This window comes from Acetobacter farinalis, assembly GCF_011516935.1.
GTDB lineage: Bacteria > Pseudomonadota > Alphaproteobacteria > Acetobacterales > Acetobacteraceae > Acetobacter > Acetobacter farinalis.
This window is the reverse complement of the sequence record NZ_WOTF01000018.1, coordinates 21,293-41,523: the sequence shown is the minus strand read 5'-3', so window position 1 is coordinate 41,523 and position 20,231 is coordinate 21,293. Positions and strand designations below refer to the sequence as shown.

At 60.5% G+C, this 20,231-nt stretch carries 14 protein-coding genes; 7 read left to right on the top strand and 7 right to left on the bottom strand.

The features are described 5' to 3' along the window. Window positions 1–115 precede the first annotated feature (115 nt). On the bottom strand, window positions 116–349 hold the full coding sequence (locus GOB82_RS11030; protein ID WP_166123032.1) for a DUF3126 family protein: 234 nt from the start codon (window positions 347–349) through the stop codon (window positions 116–118). 241 nt (window positions 350–590) lie between these two features. Here GOB82_RS11030 and GOB82_RS11025 point away from each other — a divergent pair, with 241 nt between their 5' ends. The 6 genes from GOB82_RS11025 to GOB82_RS11000 all read left to right on the top strand — a co-directional run bounded on the left by GOB82_RS11025 (window position 591) and on the right by GOB82_RS11000 (window position 9,932). Continuing rightward, the gene (locus GOB82_RS11025; protein ID WP_166123030.1) at window positions 591–1,352 is read left to right on the top strand and encodes a hypothetical protein; all 762 of its coding nucleotides are present in this window, start codon (window positions 591–593) and stop codon (window positions 1,350–1,352) included. A gap of 346 nt (window positions 1,353–1,698) precedes the next feature. Next, entirely contained in the window at window positions 1,699–3,558 is a 1,860-nt protein-coding gene (locus tag GOB82_RS11020) for an alginate export family protein (protein ID WP_166123028.1), read from the top strand. Window positions 3,559–3,716: 158 nt separating this feature from the next. Beyond that, complete coding sequence (locus tag GOB82_RS11015; protein WP_166123026.1) at window positions 3,717–5,717, top strand: OPT family oligopeptide transporter; 2,001 nt, start codon at window positions 3,717–3,719, stop codon at window positions 5,715–5,717. A 140-nt stretch (window positions 5,718–5,857) separates the two neighbouring features. Next, entirely contained in the window at window positions 5,858–6,880 is a 1,023-nt protein-coding gene (locus tag GOB82_RS11010; RefSeq protein WP_166123024.1) for a glycosyltransferase family 2 protein, read from the top strand. Window positions 6,881–6,993: 113 nt separating this feature from the next. Further along, on the top strand, window positions 6,994–7,992 hold the full coding sequence (locus GOB82_RS11005) for a glycosyltransferase (RefSeq protein WP_166123022.1): 999 nt from the start codon (window positions 6,994–6,996) through the stop codon (window positions 7,990–7,992). A 2-nt stretch (window positions 7,993–7,994) separates the two neighbouring features. Then, window positions 7,995–9,932 carry a glycosyltransferase family 39 protein gene (locus tag GOB82_RS11000; RefSeq protein ID WP_166123020.1) on the top strand — a complete coding sequence of 646 codons (1,938 nt, stop codon included), beginning with the start codon at window positions 7,995–7,997 and terminating at the stop codon, window positions 9,930–9,932. A gap of 71 nt (window positions 9,933–10,003) precedes the next feature. On the opposite strand, the gene GOB82_RS10995 is transcribed toward GOB82_RS11000, so the two are convergent. Both GOB82_RS10995 and GOB82_RS10990 read right to left on the bottom strand, forming a co-directional pair. Further along, on the bottom strand, window positions 10,004–12,352 hold the full coding sequence (locus GOB82_RS10995; protein WP_166123018.1) for a YfhO family protein: 2,349 nt from the start codon (window positions 12,350–12,352) through the stop codon (window positions 10,004–10,006). A gap of 90 nt (window positions 12,353–12,442) precedes the next feature. Beyond that, the gene (locus GOB82_RS10990) at window positions 12,443–13,258 is read right to left on the bottom strand and encodes a universal stress protein (RefSeq protein WP_166123016.1); all 816 of its coding nucleotides are present in this window, start codon (window positions 13,256–13,258) and stop codon (window positions 12,443–12,445) included. Between the two features lie 259 nt (window positions 13,259–13,517). On the opposite strand from GOB82_RS10990, the gene GOB82_RS10985 reads away from it, so the two are divergent. Continuing rightward, entirely contained in the window at window positions 13,518–14,303 is a 786-nt protein-coding gene (locus GOB82_RS10985) for an alpha/beta fold hydrolase (RefSeq protein WP_166123048.1), read from the top strand. A 35-nt stretch (window positions 14,304–14,338) separates the two neighbouring features. On the opposite strand, the gene GOB82_RS10980 is transcribed toward GOB82_RS10985, so the two are convergent. The 4 genes from GOB82_RS10980 to GOB82_RS10965 all read right to left on the bottom strand — a co-directional run bounded on the left by GOB82_RS10980 (window position 14,339) and on the right by GOB82_RS10965 (window position 20,231). Next, window positions 14,339–14,608 (bottom strand): hypothetical protein, encoded by a 270-nt coding sequence (locus GOB82_RS10980; protein WP_166123014.1) that lies wholly within the window; start codon window positions 14,606–14,608, stop codon window positions 14,339–14,341. Continuing rightward, a complete protein-coding gene (locus tag GOB82_RS10975) occupies window positions 14,595–16,214 on the bottom strand; it encodes a PepSY-associated TM helix domain-containing protein (RefSeq protein ID WP_265794582.1) in 1,620 nt (539 codons plus the stop codon). The genes GOB82_RS10980 and GOB82_RS10975 overlap by 14 nt, the downstream gene beginning before the upstream one ends. After that, window positions 16,208–18,397, bottom strand: coding sequence for a TonB-dependent siderophore receptor (locus GOB82_RS10970; RefSeq protein WP_166123012.1), 2,190 nt, complete (start codon window positions 18,395–18,397; stop codon window positions 16,208–16,210). The genes GOB82_RS10975 and GOB82_RS10970 overlap by 7 nt, the downstream gene beginning before the upstream one ends. A gap of 175 nt (window positions 18,398–18,572) precedes the next feature. Further along, the gene (locus GOB82_RS10965; RefSeq protein WP_166123010.1) at window positions 18,573–20,231 is read right to left on the bottom strand and encodes an NAD(P)/FAD-dependent oxidoreductase; all 1,659 of its coding nucleotides are present in this window, start codon (window positions 20,229–20,231) and stop codon (window positions 18,573–18,575) included.

The window sequence follows — 20,231 nt, the reverse complement described above, 5'->3', positions numbered from 1 at the left end:
GCAAGGCCACGGGCTGGCGGGCCATACCTGTCCGGCCCGTGGCCTGCCTGACCGGCCACCAGCCCGACACGTGGCCCAGCCGCCCGCGCCGGGCTTTTAGCTGTTTGCCTGCGGCTTATTTTTCCGCGGGCAGGTCTTCTTCCAGAAGAATGATGTTGATGGAGTAGGAGACTTCACCTTCATCATCATCACGATGAATCGTGCCAATCACTTCACCATCCACAGCAAGTTCAACTGACATCCCGGCACGCGGCGGCGGATTTACGGACAGTCCCTTTGCACCAAGAATACGGCGCAGGGCCGTCTGCAAACGGGTAATTTCAGAGGGAGAAGGAGAAGTGCCGCTCATGGGGGGAAATATCCTCAAGGGGTAGAAATAAGAAGCCCGCTATAGGACACAGCCCGGCCTCGCCGCAACCTTTCCGTGCCCGTGCCTTCACCGCGCCATTTTCTGCCTGCCTCATGCCTTCAGAAGCGCCCCGGTCCAACGCCTTTTCCCTCCGCGTTCCGCGCGCCCGGCCCACTCATTATTTTTCAAACCGTCACGTTAAATCCAGTCATCACATTTGAATGGAAAGGAGACAGCCCCGATGCGTATCCCCCGCTTTGTAATCCTTTCCGCTCTGGTGGCAGGCAGCCTCAGCCTGTCCACCTTTTCCGACACACCACCCCCGTCCCTGAGAGCAGCGTCTGGCACCGTGCTGAAGGCCGGGGCTCCCCCCTCAACCCCGAGCGTGCAAACGGTGGACGCCCACACACCCACGCAAGACACCACGCCGGGACAGTCCGCCATCCGCCCGATGCTGAGCAGCGGCGCCTTCGCTCAGGCCCTTACCCTCCCGCAGGCGGCGCCCCCCGCGCAAAGCCCGACGGCAGCATCCGCCGAAAAACCGGAACAGGCGGGTATCCAGACAGCGGCCAGCCAGCTCTCCAGCCGCCAGTCCTCCACACATCTGCTGCGCATGCTGGAAAGTGATGGCCCGGAACAGACCGCCCTGACCCTGACCAAAAGCCGCAGGTGGTCAGATGTCCGGCAGGTTCTGGCAACCGGGCAGCCGGAAGCCGCCACCGTTCTGCCCGCCCTGATGCCCGAGGCTGATACGGCCACAGCCCTTTCCTTGCGTGCGGCCATGCGCCGGGCGCTGCCCACGCATCCCGCAGCCGTTCTTTCCGCCATGGACCAGAGCGATGGCCCGCTGTTTGGTGCCCGCGCCGTCTGCTCCCCCCGGGGCATGCCGCGCATCTGGCAGAGCAAGGCCCGCAAGGCTGTGGCCCATGTGCATGAGATTCATCTCATCATCCGCGCACGCGCCTGTCTTACGCGGCTGGGTGGTTTGCCAGAAGCAGGCTGAGCCTGCACTTGAACATTTCGTGTTACACGCAAACGCGAGATGACACATTGTCCATTAAGCCATACCCATAGTGCACGTCAGAAAAACAAAAAAAGCATGGCGGGCTTCCGGAATACATCTCCGGGCCCAGCCATGACGCAAACAAGGTCGTGCCACCATGCTGATGCTCTGCTGCCCACGCGCGGCTACCATCTTCCGTCTGCCCGCAGTCCCCTGCATCGGTTCTGATACAGCCCGAAGGCCCACGCCAAGGCTACGGCGCCGCAAGTCTGTCGCGCCACACATGTAGGCATCGGGCGCCCTGATGGCCGCCAACCGGACCACTCCTTTTGCAGAGTCTCCCGTCATGAACACACTGTTTGCCCGCAGCGCAGGCGTAGCCCGCGCACGCCCGGAGTCATCCCGCTCCCTGCTGCATATCTCCACTGGCCTGAGCTACGGCAGCGGCATCCGGCCCGTGTGGCTCACCCTGTTTCTGGGCACAGCCCCGCTGGCTTTTGTGCTTCTCGCCTCCCACACGGCCCGCGCGCAGGACAGGACAGCGCAGGTGGTGCAGTCTGTCGTGCGCACCAACACGGATGCCGCAGCGGCTGGCACGCCCCCCGCCCGTGTGGCCCCCACCGCACAGACCACACCGGCAAACACACCCACGCAGCCCCCGGCTCGCGGTGGTTTCTGGGACAATATGCTGCTGCCCCCGCTGACCAGCCGACCGGAAGCCTACGGTCAGCCGCAGTCGCTGGAACTGAAGCCCCTGCCTCCCTCCCTCATGCATCAGGGGCCGTGGGGCGTGTTCAACGCCAATACCGGGGCGGCGGCAGGTTTTGGCACAGTGGGGTATTATGCCGTCTCCCGCTGGGCGGAAGACTGGTCGAACCTGCGCAACAAGAGCAACCGGATCGACTGGGCAGACCCGCTGAAATACATCCCCTTCAATGACAGCGGCTCAGTTTACCTGACGCTGAGCGGCAACTTCCGCCATCACGGGTTTTATGACCAGCGGGCAGGCTTCGGCACCATCAAAAAAGACCCCTCCTACCGCTCCGGCCTGCGCTGGAATGCCGGGGCCGACCTGCATCTGGGCGAGCATGTGCGTCTGTATGGTGAACTGATGAGCGCCCAGGCTGGAGGTATGAATTACTATGGCTATGCCGGGGGCCGCTGGCGTAGCAAGCTGGACGCCCAGCAGGCGTTTCTGGAAGTAAAAGGCCATCTGCTGGGGGCCACCATGGGGGCCATGGTCGGCCGCATGTCCTTTCTGGACGCCCCGCCCTATGTGACCGCCGGCAGTGTTTACCCGAACGTTCCCTATTCCTGGAACGGCGTTCGCGGTTACGCCTTCTGGAAGCGCTTCCGTGTGGACCTGTTTGATCTCTCCCTGACCAACAATGCCCCCACCACCGCCTTTCATGATCAGGTGGGCTGGAGAACACGCCTGTTTGGCGCCTATACCTCCTACGCCGTGCCAAACTTCAAGTTTCTGGAAAAAAACAGCCAGATTTTTGTAGACACATTTTATCTGGGCTACATTCTGGCCAGTAATCCCATTGCTTCCAGCACCGGCACCATCGCAGGGTCCACGCACCGTGATACGCCGGGCATGCGCGTGTGGGGCAATGCCGGGCCAATTGAATTCTCACTGGGCGGCATGTGGCAGGGTGGTGAATTCCGGGCAGCCAAAAACGGCCCGACACGCCCGGTTTCGGCCTATTCCTTCAATGCGACTGTTTCCTGGCGTTTTGCCAAATGGTGGGGGCACCCGGCCATCGGGCTTCAGGCGGATGCCATTTCCGGCGGGGATACCCGGAAAAGCCAGACCAGCAGCTGGGGCAACTTTCTCTCCCCCTTCGTGCCCAGCGCCTACTATCTGGATATGAGCACCTATATCGGAAACTCGAACCTGATTGACGTCGGCCCTCTGGCCACCATTGCCACCACCCACAACACCAGCCTCCTGCTGAAGGTGCCGGTCATCTGGCGCAACAGCACGCATGACGCCATTTATGCCAACCCCACGGCGGCCTACAGCTTCCGCCCCCATGGGGGCTATACGGCCACCATGCCGCAGGCCAGCTTCACCTGGCGCGCCACCCGGCATGTGACCCTGAGCATTGATGGCGAATATATTTTCGCCTCCCGCGCCATGATCAAATCCGGCGCATCCTCGGGTGCGTACGTGCAGAGCAATCTGGAACTGACGTTCTGACCCCCTCCCCTGATGGTTCAGCAGACTGCCGGACCATCAGGGATCCCCACACCGGATCCGGCTTCGTTCCTCCCGCGTTTCATTTCAGGGGAGACAAGCCGCATCAGGCAGCGTATCGAAATGTCCATGATGTCTGATACTGCTGCGAGGCTCCGGCTATGACTGCTTCCTCCCCCCTGCAAACCCCCTCCGTACGTGAACTCACGGTTCGCGGGCTGATTCTGGGAGCCTTGATTACCGTCGTCTTTACAGCGTCCAATGTGTATCTGGGGCTGCGGATCGGGCTGACCTTCGCCTCCTCCATTCCGGCGGCGGTCATTTCCATGGCCGTTCTACGGGCGCTGGGCCGCAGCAGCCTGCTTGAAAACAATATGGTGCAAAGTCAGGCCTCGGCAGCAGGCACGCTCTCCTGCGTGTTTGCCACCTTCCCCGGCCTGGTCATGACCGGCTTCTGGCACAGCTTTCCGTTCTGGCAGACAGCGGGCATCTCTCTGGCCGGGGGGATTGCGGGCGTGCTGTTCACCATCCCGCTGCGCCGCGCTCTGGTGACAGAAAGCGCCCTGCCCTACCCGGAAGGCGTCGCCGCGGCGGAAATCCTCCGGGCCGGAGGTGAGCACGGCACCAGCAAGAGCCTCTCCGCGCTTGTGGGCGGCAGCCTTGTGGCGGCCCTGTTCTCCTTTGCCAGCAGTGGCCTGCAACTTCTGGCCGATACCGTCAGCGTGACCGGTGCCGCTGGTGCTGCGGTTTTCCGGTTTTCCGGCGGGCTTTCCCTGGCTCTTCTTGGCGCGGGTTATCTGGTCGGGCTGAGCGGCGGGCTGGCCATGCTGGTGGGCTGCGTGCTGGCGTGGGGTGTAGGCGTGCCGTGGCTGACAGCCCTCATGCCCAACCCGGAGCATCTGGATGCCGGGGCCTTCGCCACGGCCATCTGGCTGCACAAGGTGCGGTTTATCGGAGCCGGGGCCATTGCCATTTCTTCCCTCTGGACCCTGGTTGAGCTGATGGGCCCGGTGTTGCGCGGCCTGAACAGTGCCTTCCGCGCCCACCGCGGCACGCTGCCGCCAGACCACGAGCGTGATCTCTCACCCCGCGCCATGATCGCGCTGCTGGGCGTGACCGTAGTGCTGCTGGGCGGCCTGTTTGCGGCCTTTCTGGCCCCGATGGCGCATGGGATCTGGCCTGCCGTGTGTGCGGCAGTGCTCTTCTGTCTGGTGTTCGGCTTTGTCATGGCCGCCGCCTGCGGCTACATGGCGGGCATTGTCGGTTCCTCCTCCTCCCCCATTTCCGGCATTATCATTATTGCCGCAGTCCTCTGCGCGCTGATGATTCTGGGCCTGGAGACGCTAGGCCTGATGCCAGCGGAAATGATGGCGGACGGGCAGACACTGGCCACCGCCTTCACCATCCTGCTGCTTTCAGCCATTACCGCCACCGTCGCCATTGCCAATGACAACCTTCAGGATCTGAAAACGGGACAGCTTGTGGGGGCTTCTCCCTGGAAGCAGGAGATCGCGCTGATTGCCGGATGTGTGGTGGGCGCGGCCGTTATTCCGCCGGTGCTCAACCTGCTGTATCAGGCTTACGGCTTTGCCGGCTCCCCCATGCCGCGCCCCGGCATGGACCCCACGCATGCTCTGGCCGCGCCGCAACCCGCGCTGATCTCCCTGATCGCCAAGGGGATTTTCACACAGTCGCTGGACTGGACCATGCTCTCCTTCGGGCTGGGGCTCGGGGCCGCGCTGATCGGGGTGGACCTGCTGCTCCGCCGCCGCCAGCTCGCCTTACCCCCTCTGGGCGTTGCCATCGGCATTTACCTGCCCGCCTCTGTCAGCGTGACACTGGCGGTAGGGGCTGTTCTGGGCTGGGCTCTCAACCGGAAATTGCGCAGCAGAAACAGCACAACCGGCGGGTTTGGCGACCCTGACCGCCTGCCGGAAGCCGTGACTGAGCACGATGCCAGCACAGGCACCATGCTCGCCTCCGGCTTCATTGTGGGAGAAAGCCTGACAGGTGTTGCTCTGGCCGTGCTCTCCGGTGCGCTGGGGCGGGATGACAGCCTCTCTCTTGCCCCGTGGCTACCGGCCGGAGCCTCCCCAATTCTGGGGCTTATCGCGTTCAGCGCAGCCTGTGTGTGGTTTGCGCGGAAAGTCCTGAAAAGCTGAAGAGCGTATCGCGCATCTCAAAAAAACGAATGAGCGCCCTCCCTTATAATACGCTTCTGCAAGAGTCGCGCTGGCCGAATGGAAATGGTATCGGAGCAACATGAGCAATTTTTTACAAATGTGTTCTGAAAGCCATTCTGATGCCAGCGTTCCCTCTCCCCATTCCCCGGCTTGCCATTGTGGTGCCGTGTTACAATGAGGAAGACGTCTTTTCTTATTGCCTTCGGGAACTGCTGAGCCTGCTGGACAGCATGGCGCAGGAGCAGATGATCCGCGCGGACAGTTTCCTCCTGTTTGTTGATGATGGCAGCCGGGACACCACATGGGAGCAGATCAGCGCCGCCTGCTCTGAACATGCCTGTGTGCAGGGGCTCAAGCTCTCCCGCAATGAAGGCCATCAATCCGCCCTGCTGGCTGGTCTGGCCGCGGCGGATGGGCAGGCCGATGCCATTGTCAGTATTGATGCGGACCTTCAGGACGACACCACCGCCATCCGACGCATGGTGGAGGCCTACCGGGCTGGTTACGATGTTGTGTATGGCGTACGTGAATGCCGCCAGACAGATACATGGTTCAAACGCACCTCCGCTGAAGGGTTTTACAGCCTGATGGCCTGCATGGGGGTCCGGCAGGTGATCAACCATGCAGACTTCCGCCTGCTCAGCCGCCGCGCGCTGGCGGCCCTGCTCACATATACGGAACGTAATGCCTATATCCGCGGCCTTGTGCCGCTGGTTGGTTTCCCGTCTACGGAAGTACGATACGCCCGGGGCGTGCGCATGGCCGGAGAGTCCAAATACCCGCTTCGTAAAATGCTGGCCCTGGCCATGGAAGGCATTACCTCCATGACCATCACCCCCCTGCGGCTGATTGCCGCACTGGGGCTGTGCATCTGCGGTCTCTCACTGGCCGCCACCGTTTATGTGCTGGTGATGACGTTTACCGGAAACACCGTGGAAGGGTGGTCCTCCATTATTCTGTCTATCTTTTTCATGGGCGGTGTACAGATGCTCTCTCTGGGTATCATCGGCGAATATATCGGCAAGATTTATCTGGAAAGCAAAAAGCGCCCACGCTTTCATGTGGAGAGCTTTCTCCGGCATAACGCTCCCTCCACCTTCCAGACACAGGATACCATCTCAAGCCGCCCCCACCTCTCATGATGTTCCCTTTTTATGCACCGGATGCGTGAGCATACCCGCACATTCCGGGCAGAACGGTTCAACCCGAAACAGTCAAAAACGTATTTTAACAGGCAAGACAAAACGGAGCCAATGTGAACACTTTCTCCAGACCAGACCAGACCGAACCCAAAGTTGTTGTCCTGATCCCCTGCTACAATGAGGAAGTGGCCATTACCTCCGTTGTGCAGGATTTTCGCGCAGCTCTGCCTGATACACCCATTTATGTGTATGACAATAATTCGACAGACCAGACCGTAGCGCGTGCGCGCGCCGCCGGGGCGATTGTGCGCTCTGAATCGCTTCAGGGTAAAGGCTACGTCATCCGACGCATGTTCTCGGATATTGATGCCGATTTCTATATCCTTGTTGATGGTGACGCGACTTACGAGGCCGCCGCAGCCCCTGCCATGCTGCAACTGGCCCGTGAAAACCGGCTGGATATGGTCAATGGCGCACGGGTGACAGACCGCGTGGATGCCTACCGCCGCGGCCATGTTCTGGGCAACCGGGTTCTGACAGGCCTCGTCACCAGTGTGTTTGGCCGCAGACTGTCTGACATGCTTTCGGGCTACCGGGTTTTTTCCCGGCGGTTTGTGAAATCCTTCCCGGCTCTCTCCTCCGGGTTTGAAACAGAAACGGAATTCACCGTGCATGCGCTGGAACAGGCCATGCCCATTGGTGAACTGCCAACCCGCTATGTGGAAAGGCCGCCCGGCTCCACCTCAAAGCTGAAAACCTATAGTGACGGCTTCCGGATCCTGCGGATGATCATCAATCTGGTCAAGCAGGAACGGCCCCTGATGTTCTTCAGCATCATCGGGGCGGTTACTCTCCTGTGCGGGATCGGCTTGGGCATCCCTGTCGTGCTGGACTTCCTGCGGACCGGGCTGGTGCCGCGCCTGCCCACCGCTGTCCTCTCCTCCGGGCTGGTGATACTTGCCGCCCTGTCCATAGCCTGTGGCCTGATTCTGGACAGTGTCGCTCTGGGCCGGCGGGAAGCCAAACGCCTTGCCTATCTCGCCCTGCCTGCACCGCCCTGCATGCCGGAGGAAGCCCGTGCCACCCAGCCAGCCCCGGTCTCCGGACACTGAAAATGGAACGCCGCCTCTCACAAACAGCTGATGCCAGAGCAGGTATCATCTTTTCCTGTCTGGCCTTTGTGGGGGCCATACTGAATATCAATACAAGCTTCCCCGGTTATCTGTATTCAGATTCCAAGCTTATTCTGGAAGAAATCCAGAACCATACCTACAGTGACTGGCATTCACCTTTTTACAGGTGGTTATGGGGCATTTTCACAAAAATCCTCCCCGGCCCCGAATGCCTCACCATTTTCAATATTGGCGGGCTGTGGGCGGGCTGTCTGGCCATAGCCCTTCTGATGCGCCGGAAACTCGGATGGGCCGCCGGGCTGTTCCTGCTGGTACCCCTGATGCCCGGCCAGATGAACATGACGGGCACGGTTGTTATTGACACAACCATGAATGTCTTCTTTCTGGCCGCGTTTGTTTTTTCCCTGCTGGCCGCACAGGCTGAAAAGGAACGCTTCAGGCTCCGTTATGTGCTTGCATCCTTCCTGTGTCTGACAGCCACGGTGCTTGTGCGCAGCAACGCCATTTTCGCCATTCTGCCTCTTTTGGTAGTCAATGCCGGTCTGTTCGGGCGTTATGCTGTGTCAGGCCGTGGGCGTCTTCTGGTTTTTGGCTGCGCGCTGTGTGGCATTGTGCTGGCCGGCCCGGTCCTTAACCTGTTTTTCAGGCCCTACCACAGCCATCCCATCATCTCGCTCCAGATCAAACATCTGCAACAGTTATCATATTATACACAGAGCAATGTTTTTCCGGGCTCATGGAGCCCCGAACAAACACACCAGATCATTCATAGCTGTGACAAGGCCCGTGCATGGGACAATGATTCCTTCTGGGGGCACTGCGGCTTCATAGCCCGTGCGGCAAACCAGAATGATGCAACCCGCCAGGCTCTTGGGCATGCCTGGCTGAAAACCGTTGTATCACACCCGTTCGGATTTTTCGTCTCATCTCTGGCCACATACAGGGTCGCACTGTTTGACCCCACTCGCCCGACCATGCTGTTCAACTGGGATATGCCGGGTCTCAAAATCCCCTGGCAAGATCAGGAACCGTGGCACAGCACCCTGCATGCCCTGCATAAAAGCTATATTGAATCGTGGTTCAATCTCGCTCTGGGCAAGCCTTACGTAGGCCTTCTCCTCTCCTGCGTCGGGCTGGTGGCCTGTTTTGCCACCCGCCCCCGGCTGGACCCGTATGACCGCGTGTTCTGCGCCCTTATGGTTTCAGGCATAATCTATCTGCTCACCTTCCTGCCGATGAATGTGGCAACGGAATACCGCTATTACCTGTGGGGCCTGCTGGCCGCCGAACTCGGGGCTGTTTACGTGGTCGCCAGTTCTGTTGTGAGCTTCCTGCGGGGGGCAGCCTTCCTCAACTTCCGTAAAAATGCTGTCCCGCCCTTTATTCGCGGGCTGGTGTCTGTGGCACTGGCGCTCGTTTTCACTACGCGCCTGTTTTCCTACCCGCAGGATGTGCGCACATTTCGCATTATTCCCCAGGCCGGAAGCCAGACCGGTATCCAGTATCTGAGAGAGGATATTGATAAAAGCTGGACAGATGCCTTTGAAGGCCATGTTCAGGCTCCGGGCTGGGAGGCCAAGGACAACGGATACCTCTCCCGCGGGACCGACGCCCCCTTCACCATGACACTCTCCCTGCCCTATCAGGACGCGGCACTTGGCTATTCAACCGGCCCTGACTACGGCACGTTCCGTGTCTGCGAAGGAGAGGTCTGCCAGACTGTGGATGCACACAGCGCCACACCGGGTGAACAGACCCTTATTCTCCCCGGTCACACACCACCTCTCGGCACGAACTTTACCTTGAAATGGGTTTCCCTGTTCTTCGGTCTGATTCTGGCAATCTATTTTCTGGTTCTTCCCGGAATTCTATTTGCCGGGCGGATGCTCACCCACAGGGCGTCCAGACACGCGGCCTAAACAAAATCCGGGCCGGATGCGTATCACACCCTCCGGCCCATACTCTTTGGACACGCAGCACAGCATCTCCTTTATTCTGAAGCGCCCCCAGATCTCCTTAGGGCCACCACCCCACCCCGCATCGGCCTGCCGCCCACAAAGCCCGCACCCAGCATCAGCAATCCAAGCAGAAATCCGGCCCATCCCCAGGCCATGAACGGCGGCGTGAAACTGAAACGGATATCCGCCGGTCCCGCTGGCAGGGGAATGCGCTCAAACAGGGCTTCATCAAACGCAGGCACCACGGTCTGTGTCTGCACGGCCTCCACACGCGCGGTCCAGCCGGACATCATCAGTTCACGCCGGATCAGGAAAGACGGTGCAGCGCACACTGTATGCGCCACCGTCTGGCTCTCCGCCCGCACGGTGCAGCCGGGGCCCGCCTCAAAATACGGGGCCGCATGCGGCAGGCGGTATACATCGGCGGTCTGGTCGGAATAGAGCAGTTTCAGCTTCTGTTCAGGAGGAAGCGCCTCGCTCCCGGTCATAGAAAACCCATGCGGCACCAGCGCCAGAGCAACACCCAGTTTTTCAAAAATCTGTGGTTTTTTCGTCAAGGTTTCCGCCAGAAAAAACTGGCCATCCGGGCGGTTTGGCGTAATGCCATCAAATGTCACCGGGTCCACCTCCGGCCCGAAATCACGGCGCATGCGCTCAATCCACGCGCTCGGCATGGGCACACCATTATGATTCAGGGACGGCAGACGAAAATACGCGCCATAGTTGGGCGCGATCACCCCCATGGTAACAAAACGCTGCAAACCCAGTTCTCGCTGCACTGTTTCCAGCAAGGCGGTATTGCGTGGCAGTGGCGCACGTACGCACAGCAGCGGCACACAGAACAAGACAAGCGCCTCCCCCAGTACGCCACTGCACACCAGCGCCACGCGTGCTCGCGCGGACTGCCAGCGGCCCACGCCGAGCATCCCTGCCGCACACAGCGCCACAGCTCCGCACCCCAGCAGGAGAGACGCGGCTTCATACCCCCATGTTGGAACAGGACCATGCGCATACCCCGCAAGGGCAGCCCGCGTGGGCGCATTCAGGCGCCACGCGCCAAACGCCACCACACCCAGCGCAACACTGGCGCACAGGACCGGCTGCCTGAAAACCATTCGTCTCTGCATGGAAGAGAATGACGCAGGCAGACTGAACAGGTCATCCAGCGCGAACACCGCCAGCAGGAGAAGAGCCGCCTGTTCGGCCGGAAAACACAGCCGGTAGAAAATGGTGCGACCCACACCGGGCAGCAGGTCCACCAGTCCGGTTATTACCGGCAAGTTGGCCTGCTTGCCCATGCACACCAGAACATAGCCCGCGAGCATAAACCGTGCGGCCCGTTCGCGCTTGCCTGCCAGCGCCACAAGCGCCAGCCAGGGCACCACCAGCCCGACATAGCCCCCCATGGCCCACCACGCTCCGAACTGTCCGGCACCGCCATAAAAAAACAGCCCGTTGATATAAGGGAAAAGCGCCATGACCCAGCTTGCCCGAGGGAGTGCGGCATCCAGCACACCCGCATGCGGGCCGACCCATGCTTCCCGCAGAAAATCCGCAAAGGCCACAAGCTGCGGCGCGGCCAGAAGCAGGGCCGCACATCCACCCGCCATGATGCGCAGCGCATACGGCACACGCGCCGGAACAGGCTGCTGCACCAGCCGCAAAACGGCCCAGCACAGCGCGAGCGTGCCCACCAAAAATGCTGTTTCCGGGAAACCCGAAAGCAGGAGGTAGGCCAGCCCCACCGTCAGCCAGCCCCACCCGCCTGCGCCAGTATGGGTTCTGGCGCGCTCGATCCCGAACAGCACCAGTGGCAAAAACGCCAGTGGTTGGCTGGGGCCATCAGAAGCCCAGGCATAGGTGCCATTAAAGGCATACAGCAGCGCGCCCACCAGCACGGCCCGCCTGTCCAGATGCAGCGCCCGCAGGAAGGCGTACATGGCCAACCCCGCCACGGTCTGCAACGCAATTTTCAGCAGCAGCACCCCACCGGGAAAGCCAAGCAACAGAACAAACGGCAGGAAAAATGCAGCGGGCTGATACTCACCCGCCAGCGGCATGCCCACGCCGCTATAGGGGTTCCACCATGGCAGCACACCCTGCCGCCAGTCTGAGGCCACAAGATGCCCCAGAGCCTGAACAATCACCCCGGCACAGCCATCTATCCATCCGGGCAGGCCGGGCAGCAGGCCGCCTTCCAGCCAGTCCCGCCGGGTGGTGGTGGCCACGGAGAGCACGGAAAGCGGGTCGGACGTCATCTGCCCGAACAAGGCAGGGCCCACCAGTTCCGGCAGATGAACAAGAACCGGCAGCAGCACCAGCAGCGCAACGTGCCAGCGTGGCCAGTGGCGCAGGGCCGGGCGGGAAAAGGGCATATCCATCGGCCCGCTTTAGCAAAAAGGAGCGCTCTCTCCTACACGGCACCGCGCGCTTTTCCGCGAGGTTTGTTAACAAACTGTTTCAAACGGCCTCTAATGCTGCAACAGGACCGGAATATCGGGACGCTTGAGCACATAATCCGTCACGCTGCCCATGATGCGGTTATACAGCATGCCATGCTGGTACCCGCCCATGACCAGCAGGTCCGCCTGCTCTTCCCGCACAGTATCCAGCACCTGCTGCGCCACGGCATCGGCCCCGTGCCGGTAGGGGAGAGACTGTGTGTCAAACGTTACTCCCGGCAGAAGATCCGCCGGAAAAACATCGCCCTCCGCAGTCAGCACCGTTACCTTCTCCGCCTGCGGCAGAAAAATACGTGCAGAGGCAAAGGCCCGGCGGGCGCAGGGGGCATTGCGCCATGCCATCAGCACACGCTGCCCGCAGGGGCGGTCCCAGAAGGGAGGAACCAGCAGGACGGGGCGGCCTGTCTCAAAAATGGCAGAACGGAGAGCACGCTGCTTCTGGTCACTATCCCGCGGGTCAGGAAAGCCCATGATGATCAACCCGGCATCCCGACCATATCCGTTGATAATCCGTTCCACGGCAATTTCCGGATCCAGCCAGTTCACTTCCACGGCCGAAAGACGCTCGGCGGGGGAGCCATATTCCTTCTCCAGCCAGGTATGAAACGTGGCATGCAGGCTGGCGGCCCAGTCCCGCTGGTCCTGACGCATGACAAAAATGCTCTCATCTGTCAGCCCCACGGAGCCAGCCGCGTTTTCCGGCGGTTCACGCGCTGCCAGTACATCAATCCGGTCTCCACCCGTCCGCTTGACGAGAGAAGCCGCCAGAGAGAGCAGGACCTCCGCCTGATCGGGCTGGTTGAGAATAACAAGGCAGCGCTGCATAAAAACCGTCCTTCATTCTTCTTCCGTCCCCACTGTTACAGAAGGGCAGAAAAGGCTGCCACAGAGAGACGATGTGGTTTCAAATCTTGACCCACGCAAAAGTTCCCGGCGCGGAAGCGCTGCGGCGCACAATACGCCTCATCTCTCAGGAAGGTGATGGAGAAAGCGCCCCCACCCCCTCGCCTTTGGCGGGAAGATGGGCGAAAGTTCCGCCAGACCTGTCCCCCAGACCTTTGTTTTTGAAAGGATAAAACGCACTGTGCTGCTGAACGTGATTGAACGGGGCCCCGAAGCGTCCTCCGAGGCAAAGACCCTTCCCCCGGTTGTTCTGCTGCACGGGCTGTTTGGCCGGGCGCGTAATCTGGGCTTTGTGCAGCGCAGGCTAGCTGCCACGCGCCGCACGCTGGCGCTGGACCTGCGCAACCATGGGGACAGCCCCCACGGCCCCATGAGCTTCGAGCTTATGGCGGATGATGTGCGCGAAACACTCGAACACCATAACGCCCTGCCCGCCATGCTGCTGGGCCACTCCATGGGCGGCAAGACCGCCATGATGCTCGCCCTGCGCCACCCGGAGCTGGTGCACAGCCTGCTGGTGGCGGATATCGCCCCCGGTGAGGGTGGCTTCACCCGGATGGATGTGCCCGCGGAACTGGAGACGCTCGATTTCCCGCCGACACTGGACCGCGCGGGAGCGGATGCCCTGCTCCGCCCGCTGATTCCCGGTGAGGCTGTCCGACAGATGATGGTGCAGAACATGCGTCTGGGTGAAAACCCCGGATGGAGTATCGGGCTTTCAGAAATCATGTCTGCCCTGCCCACCATCACAGGCTGGCCGGAACTGCCGCCGGGCACGCACTACTCCGGCCCGACCCTGTTTATCCGGGGTGAAATTTCCCCCTACATCCAGCCGCACAACTATCCCGCCATGCGTCGCCTGTTCCCGCATTACACGCTGGAGACCATCAGCGGCGCAGGCCACTGGGTGCATATCGATGCCCCAAAACGCTTTACGGAACTAGTGGAGCAGTTTGCCGAGCGGTAGCGGGTTGGGCGTTCAGCCTACCTCCGCCACAGGCATCATCCCCGGAACGGAGCGCTGACTTCAGGGCTGCCTGAGCGAAGCAGCAGGCGCGCCGTGCGCACAAGAGCGCTCATAAGCACCGCGAAACCTGCGGCAAGAACCCAGAAAATAACGCTGAACGCCGCGTTTCCTGTTTTCATCACCGCAAGCCCCAGACTGGCGGCCAACAAGGCAACGCCTGCCCACCCTGCGCCACGATGCCGCACGGATATAAGGAAAACAGCAGAGCATTCGAGGGTCAGGCAAAACGCATCATACCCTGCCATCAGCCGCCCCCAAGGAACGGAATGCCATGACACAACAGCCCGCCAGAAACAGTGAAACAAGAGAAACACCGCACTCCACACTCCGCGCCCACGGAGCACTGAGCAGGGCCACACCGCCAAGAGCCAGCGCAGCCAGAATGGAAAAAATCCTCCAGGCTTTCCGGGCAGGCAAAACCAGCGCAGCCAACACCAGCAGCCCCCACACGGCAAAAACGATCTGAACCTCCCGCGCTGCCCGATCGTGCAGCGCAACGGGCAGCAGGCGATTGGCCAGAAAGAACGCTATGAACGCAATGGGAGTGCCCGCCACCACCCCGACATTCGCGCGCTCAAGCAGGACAAGATGGCGTGACTCCCCCCGCCTCAGGCGGCGCCTGATCCATAATCTCAGCCCGCTGCCCGTCACAAGCAGCAGTAGGACGCCTGAGCCAAAATACAGCCATCGTGTGGCAGACGGTGCAAAATGCGCAATATGGAGCCCGTACAATACGGCAAACGCCGCAACAGCGGGCCGTGTCTCCTGTGTATCCGCCAGAAGTTTTCCCGTTTTTCCATCAAAACGCAGCACATGCGTATCGAATGCAATGCGGTCCTTGTTCCCACCAAGTATCACAATAGTCGCCGCACTGTCGGACGGGTTGTAGACATAAACCTGATTTATTCCTTCTGATTTCAAACGCCGGGACGCTTCCTCCAGAACAGGCGCAACAGGCGCCAGTACACCTGCCGTGCCTGTGGGTGCACTTGGGGAAAGAGACGGCACCAGTGCGTTCTGGAAGGCCGCCGTATCGGGATAACGAGCCAACCCGGCCCAGGGCATAAGAAGCGTGGCCAAGGTCACTGCACCGGTAAAGGCGATAGTGAGATGAAACGGCAAGGCCGCCACACCCGCCAGATTATGGACATCCAGCCAGCTACGCTGCCCTTTTTTAGGCCTGAAGGTAAAAAAATCCTGAAAAATTCGTCTGTGCGCCACAAGGCCGGTCAAAAGTACGAACACCAGCGCCACCGCTCCAATCCCGGCCAGCAAGCGCCCCCAAGGATAGGGCAGTTGAAGCTCAAAATGGAAACGGTAAAAAAAATCTCCCCCCACTGTGTCCCGCAGAGTTTCGGATGAACCTGTCACAGGATCGAGGGCGCGCTGGTGAAACAAGCCCCCTTCCTCCCACGAGACCCATGTGAACGGAGCGCGTGCCGTTGCAGGCGCAATATACCAGGCCAAGGCATGCGGGGCATGGCCGCCGAGCCATGAGAGTGCTGCCGTGGTAGCCCTGACCGGGTCCACCGCCCCCTCCTTCAGCTCCGGGCGGGACCATAAGCTGATCTCGGAGCGAAACACACTCAGTGTGCCGGAGAGCGTCATTACGTAGATAAGCCAGCCGGTGAAAATACCAGCCATATCATGCACCTGTGTCATGGCGGCGCGAAAGCCGGTGCGTATATGGGCAAAGCCGAACATGGCAAGAACCGGCCAGACGGCCAGCCCCACCAGTATTCCAGCCACCGCGGCATTGGCTGGCGAGACAGGCAGAAGGTACGCGGCAAGAAAACTCAGAAGCGCCGCACCGAGATAAGCGAGAAAGATAATTCCGGCAGATTTCACCACGAAAACCCGATACTTGCCTGCGCGTTGCGCCGTTCACCAAAATAGCAGAATGCCTGACCATACGAGGCATAAGCCATGCAGTTGGACACATAATGCCTATCAAACAGGTTCCGGACACTGGCCGCCGCCGTCCATCCATGAAGCGAAGGGGAGAGGTTGGACAGATCATACCGGATGGAGCCATCAAAAAGCGCATAATGCGGCACCCACACACTGCCAAAAGCAGCCTCGCCACCATAAGCCTTTGCTGTGTACCGCATACCGCCGCCAAAGCCGAACCCTTTCAGGGAACCTGATGGCACGGTGTAGAAGGCAAACAGCGAAGCATTCCCCTTTCCAGATTGAATCAACGGTTTTCCCGTTGAATCATCATGCACTTTCTGAATGCTGACAGACGCTGTAAGAAGAAGTCCCTTGTAGACATCCGCATGGGCCTCAAACTCAAACCCGTCGGAATGCACCTTACCACTCTGTGTGCCGTATGGCAGATTGCCAACAGAAACAAGAACGTTGGTCTGTTCAATATGGAAGCCTGCGGCCGTCAGGAGGACAGGTGTTCGCGGAATCTGATATTTCAGCCCACCTTCAAGCTGTTTCCCGATGGAGGGGGCAGCCTGACGCATTGTTTTCCCGCCATCATCCGAAACAAGACCAGACTGCGGCTGGAACGAGGTGGAGTAGCTGATATAAGGAGAAAGACCGAACTTGAAGTGATACAACCCCGAAGCACGCCATGTGATCTGGCTGGAACGCTGGCGCGTATCCGAAGCACTTAAACGCTCGATCTGACGGGAGCGGTACCAGTCGTTCCGCAAGCTTCCGTTGAGAATGAGCCCACCCCACTGAATTTCATCCTGACCATAAGCCCCGATCTGGTGCGAAGCCGCCCGATACCGCGCCGCGACCACCTGATCCGGAAAAACCATGTGGGAATCAGGGTTAAGCACGTTCAGGTCCGGCGCATCTCCCTGACTGTAGAGTTCTCCCGCCTGCTGCCACATGTAATCGTAACCGAACAGCATTGTATGCCGCAGGGGGCCCGTGTTCACATGCCCTTTGAACTGGCTGTCAAACGCCAGATTATGCACATGCTCGTTCGTTCCATATGCATAGCGCGGCACTGTATCCGGGCTGCTGTAATAGCCTGCATCATAGGTGCTTCTTTGATCGACCTTGATATCATCGTAGCGGCCGCGCGAATGAAAGCTCCAGTCGTTATTGAAACGGTGGGTAAAGATATAGGTAAATGCACCGTGCTTACGGTTGAATTTCTCAACGCCTACGTCACCGTCATAGAAGTTTTCGGGCAGATAGCCAAAAGACGCAGGTTTGAGTGACCCCTCAAGCGGGACACCCCCATAAGTGCCGCTTTCAGGGTCATATTGGTAATTACCAAGAAGCGTGAGTGTGGTCGGGCCATCCCCCCCAAAGCTGACAGACGGGCTTATGGAAAAGCGGCGACTGCCCGTTTTGGACAATTGGGTGTGCTGGCCATTCACTGTTCCATACAGGCGGTAGCGCACGGAGCCGTTCTGTGTTGCAAACCCACCGGCATCCGCATCCACACGGTAGAGGTCAAACATGCCACCCGTGGCGGTCACACCGCCATAAAGCCTATTGGCGGTAGGCAGTTTGCTGGAAAGAGCTGCAAGGCCACCGGGGCTGGACTGGCCATACAGGGCGGAAGCAGGACCTTTCAGCAGTTCGACCCGCTCCAGACGGAACGTATCGGTCTGGCCAACGGCATAGCCCGTCGGGCTGTCCTGCACTTTCAACCCGTCGAGAAAAGTCGGAACACTGAAGCCACGAAGAAGAAACTGGTCATAACGCGTGCCTATCCCGCCACGGAGATCCGGGGTGATACCGGCCGTATAGCGCACAGCCTGATTGAGGCTGAGCACACCCCGCACATTCATCTCATTCCGGGTAATCACGGAGACAGACTGAGCTGTGTCAATCAGGGGCGTGTTGCTTTTGGTCGCAGAAGACGCGGACGTGGAAATCCGCCGCCCCAGCACATTGATCGCCTCCGCAGCCCCTGAGCGGGTAGCGGCCTTCCCCTGATGCCTGCTGAGTGGGAAGGATTTTTCAGGGGCATCCTTTTTACCAGGCTCCGCCGCAAGAAGTGGGGGGGTGGCAAACGCGATCCCAAGCACAACGAAAAGGCAGGCATTACGAGACACGACATTGTTTCTCCCACGAAGACGATGTCGTTTATATGATTATGAGAATCATTTGCAATAAAATATTAGGCAATACTCCTGAAAAATTCCCCTCCCAAAACCCGTGCCATTCGCCGCAAGCCCCTCCTCCCTGCACGGTGCGGGAGGGGCTGCCAAAACCTGCGTCTGCTCCCGCTTAAAGCCCCAACCCCTCCACCGGCTTCCCGGCAATGTCCATCGCCACGGCTTCAGCAATGCGGATGCCGTCAATCCCGGCGGAGAGGATGCCGCCAGCGTATCCCGCCCCCTCACCCGCCGGATACAGGCCGGGTGTGCTGAGAGACTGGCCATCTGCCCCGCGCGGAATACGCAGGGGGGAGGACGTGCGGGTTTCCACGCCGGTCATCACCGCATCGTCCATGGCAAAGCCTTTCAGTTTGCGATCAAACAGCGGCAGGGCCTCCCGCAGGGCCGCCACCGCAAACTCCGGCAGGCAGGTTGAAAGGTCCGCTGGGGTCACGCCCGGCTTATAGGATGGCACCACAGCCCCCAGCGTGGTGGAGGGGCGGCCTGCCAGAAAATCTCCCACGCGCTGGGCCGGTGCCTTGTAGTTCCCGCCGCCCGCTTCAAAAGCCTTGCGCTCCCAGTGGCGCTGGAAGGCCATGCCTGCCAGCGGGTCATCCGGGTAATCCTCACCCGGGCGCAGGTCCACCACCATGCCGGAATTGGCGTTGCGTTCCGCACGGGAATACTGGCTCATGCCGTTTGTCACCACCTGCCCCTCTTCCGAGGCCGCAGCCACAACAGTGCCGCCGGGGCACATGCAGAAGGAATAAACCCCCCGCCCGTTGCTGGCATGGTGCACGAGCCGATATTCCGCCGCCCCCAGCAGCGCATTGCCCGCACTGGGGCCAAACTGCGCCGTATCAATCACGGACTGCGGATGTTCAATCCGCACACCGATGGAAAACGGTTTGGCCTGCATCTGCACACCCGCCTGTTGCAGCATGGCAAACGTATCCCGCGCACTGTGGCCCACGGCCATCACCACATGGTCCGATGCAATCACTTCACCAGAGGCTGTCCTTACCCCCTTCACACGCCCGGTGCCCGGCTCCTGCACCAGCCCGTCCACCCGCGTGCCGAAGCGATACTCCCCGCCCGCAGCCTCAATTTCCGCGCGAATATGCTCCACCATGGACACCAGCCGGAAGGTGCCGATGTGCGGGTGCGCCAGATACAGGATTTCCTCCGGCGCACCGGCCTTCACAAATTCTTCCAGCACCTTGCGGCCCAGAAAGCGCGGGTCCCGCACCTGACTGTACAGCTTGCCGTCCGAAAATGTTCCGGCCCCGCCTTCACCAAACTGCACGTTGCTTTCCGGTGTCAGCACGCCGCGCCGCCACAGGGCGAACGTATCCACCGTGCGTTCCCGCACCACCTTGCCGCGTTCGAGCACAAGCGGGCGCAGGCCCATGCGCGCCAGCATGAGAGCTGCCATAAACCCGCACGGCCCGGCCCCGATCACCACAGGGCGCACATAGCCCGGCCTGCTGGCCAGAGCCGCCCCCTCCGCCACGGGAGAGCGCCACACCATATCGGGCGCGAGGGTGACATGCGGGTCTTTCGGGTGCGCGGCCTGATAGCGGGCCAGCACGGCGGCTTCATCCCGCACAGCGCAATCCACCGTATAGACCAGCATGATCGCGCTGCGCCGCCGGGCATCATGCCCCCGACGGAACACACTGAAATGCTCCAGCGCATCCGGCGCCACATCGAGGCGTGCCCGCACGGCCTCTTCCAGTGCTTCAGGGGGATGGTCCAGCGGAAGCCGCAGTTCGGTCAGTCTGAGCAT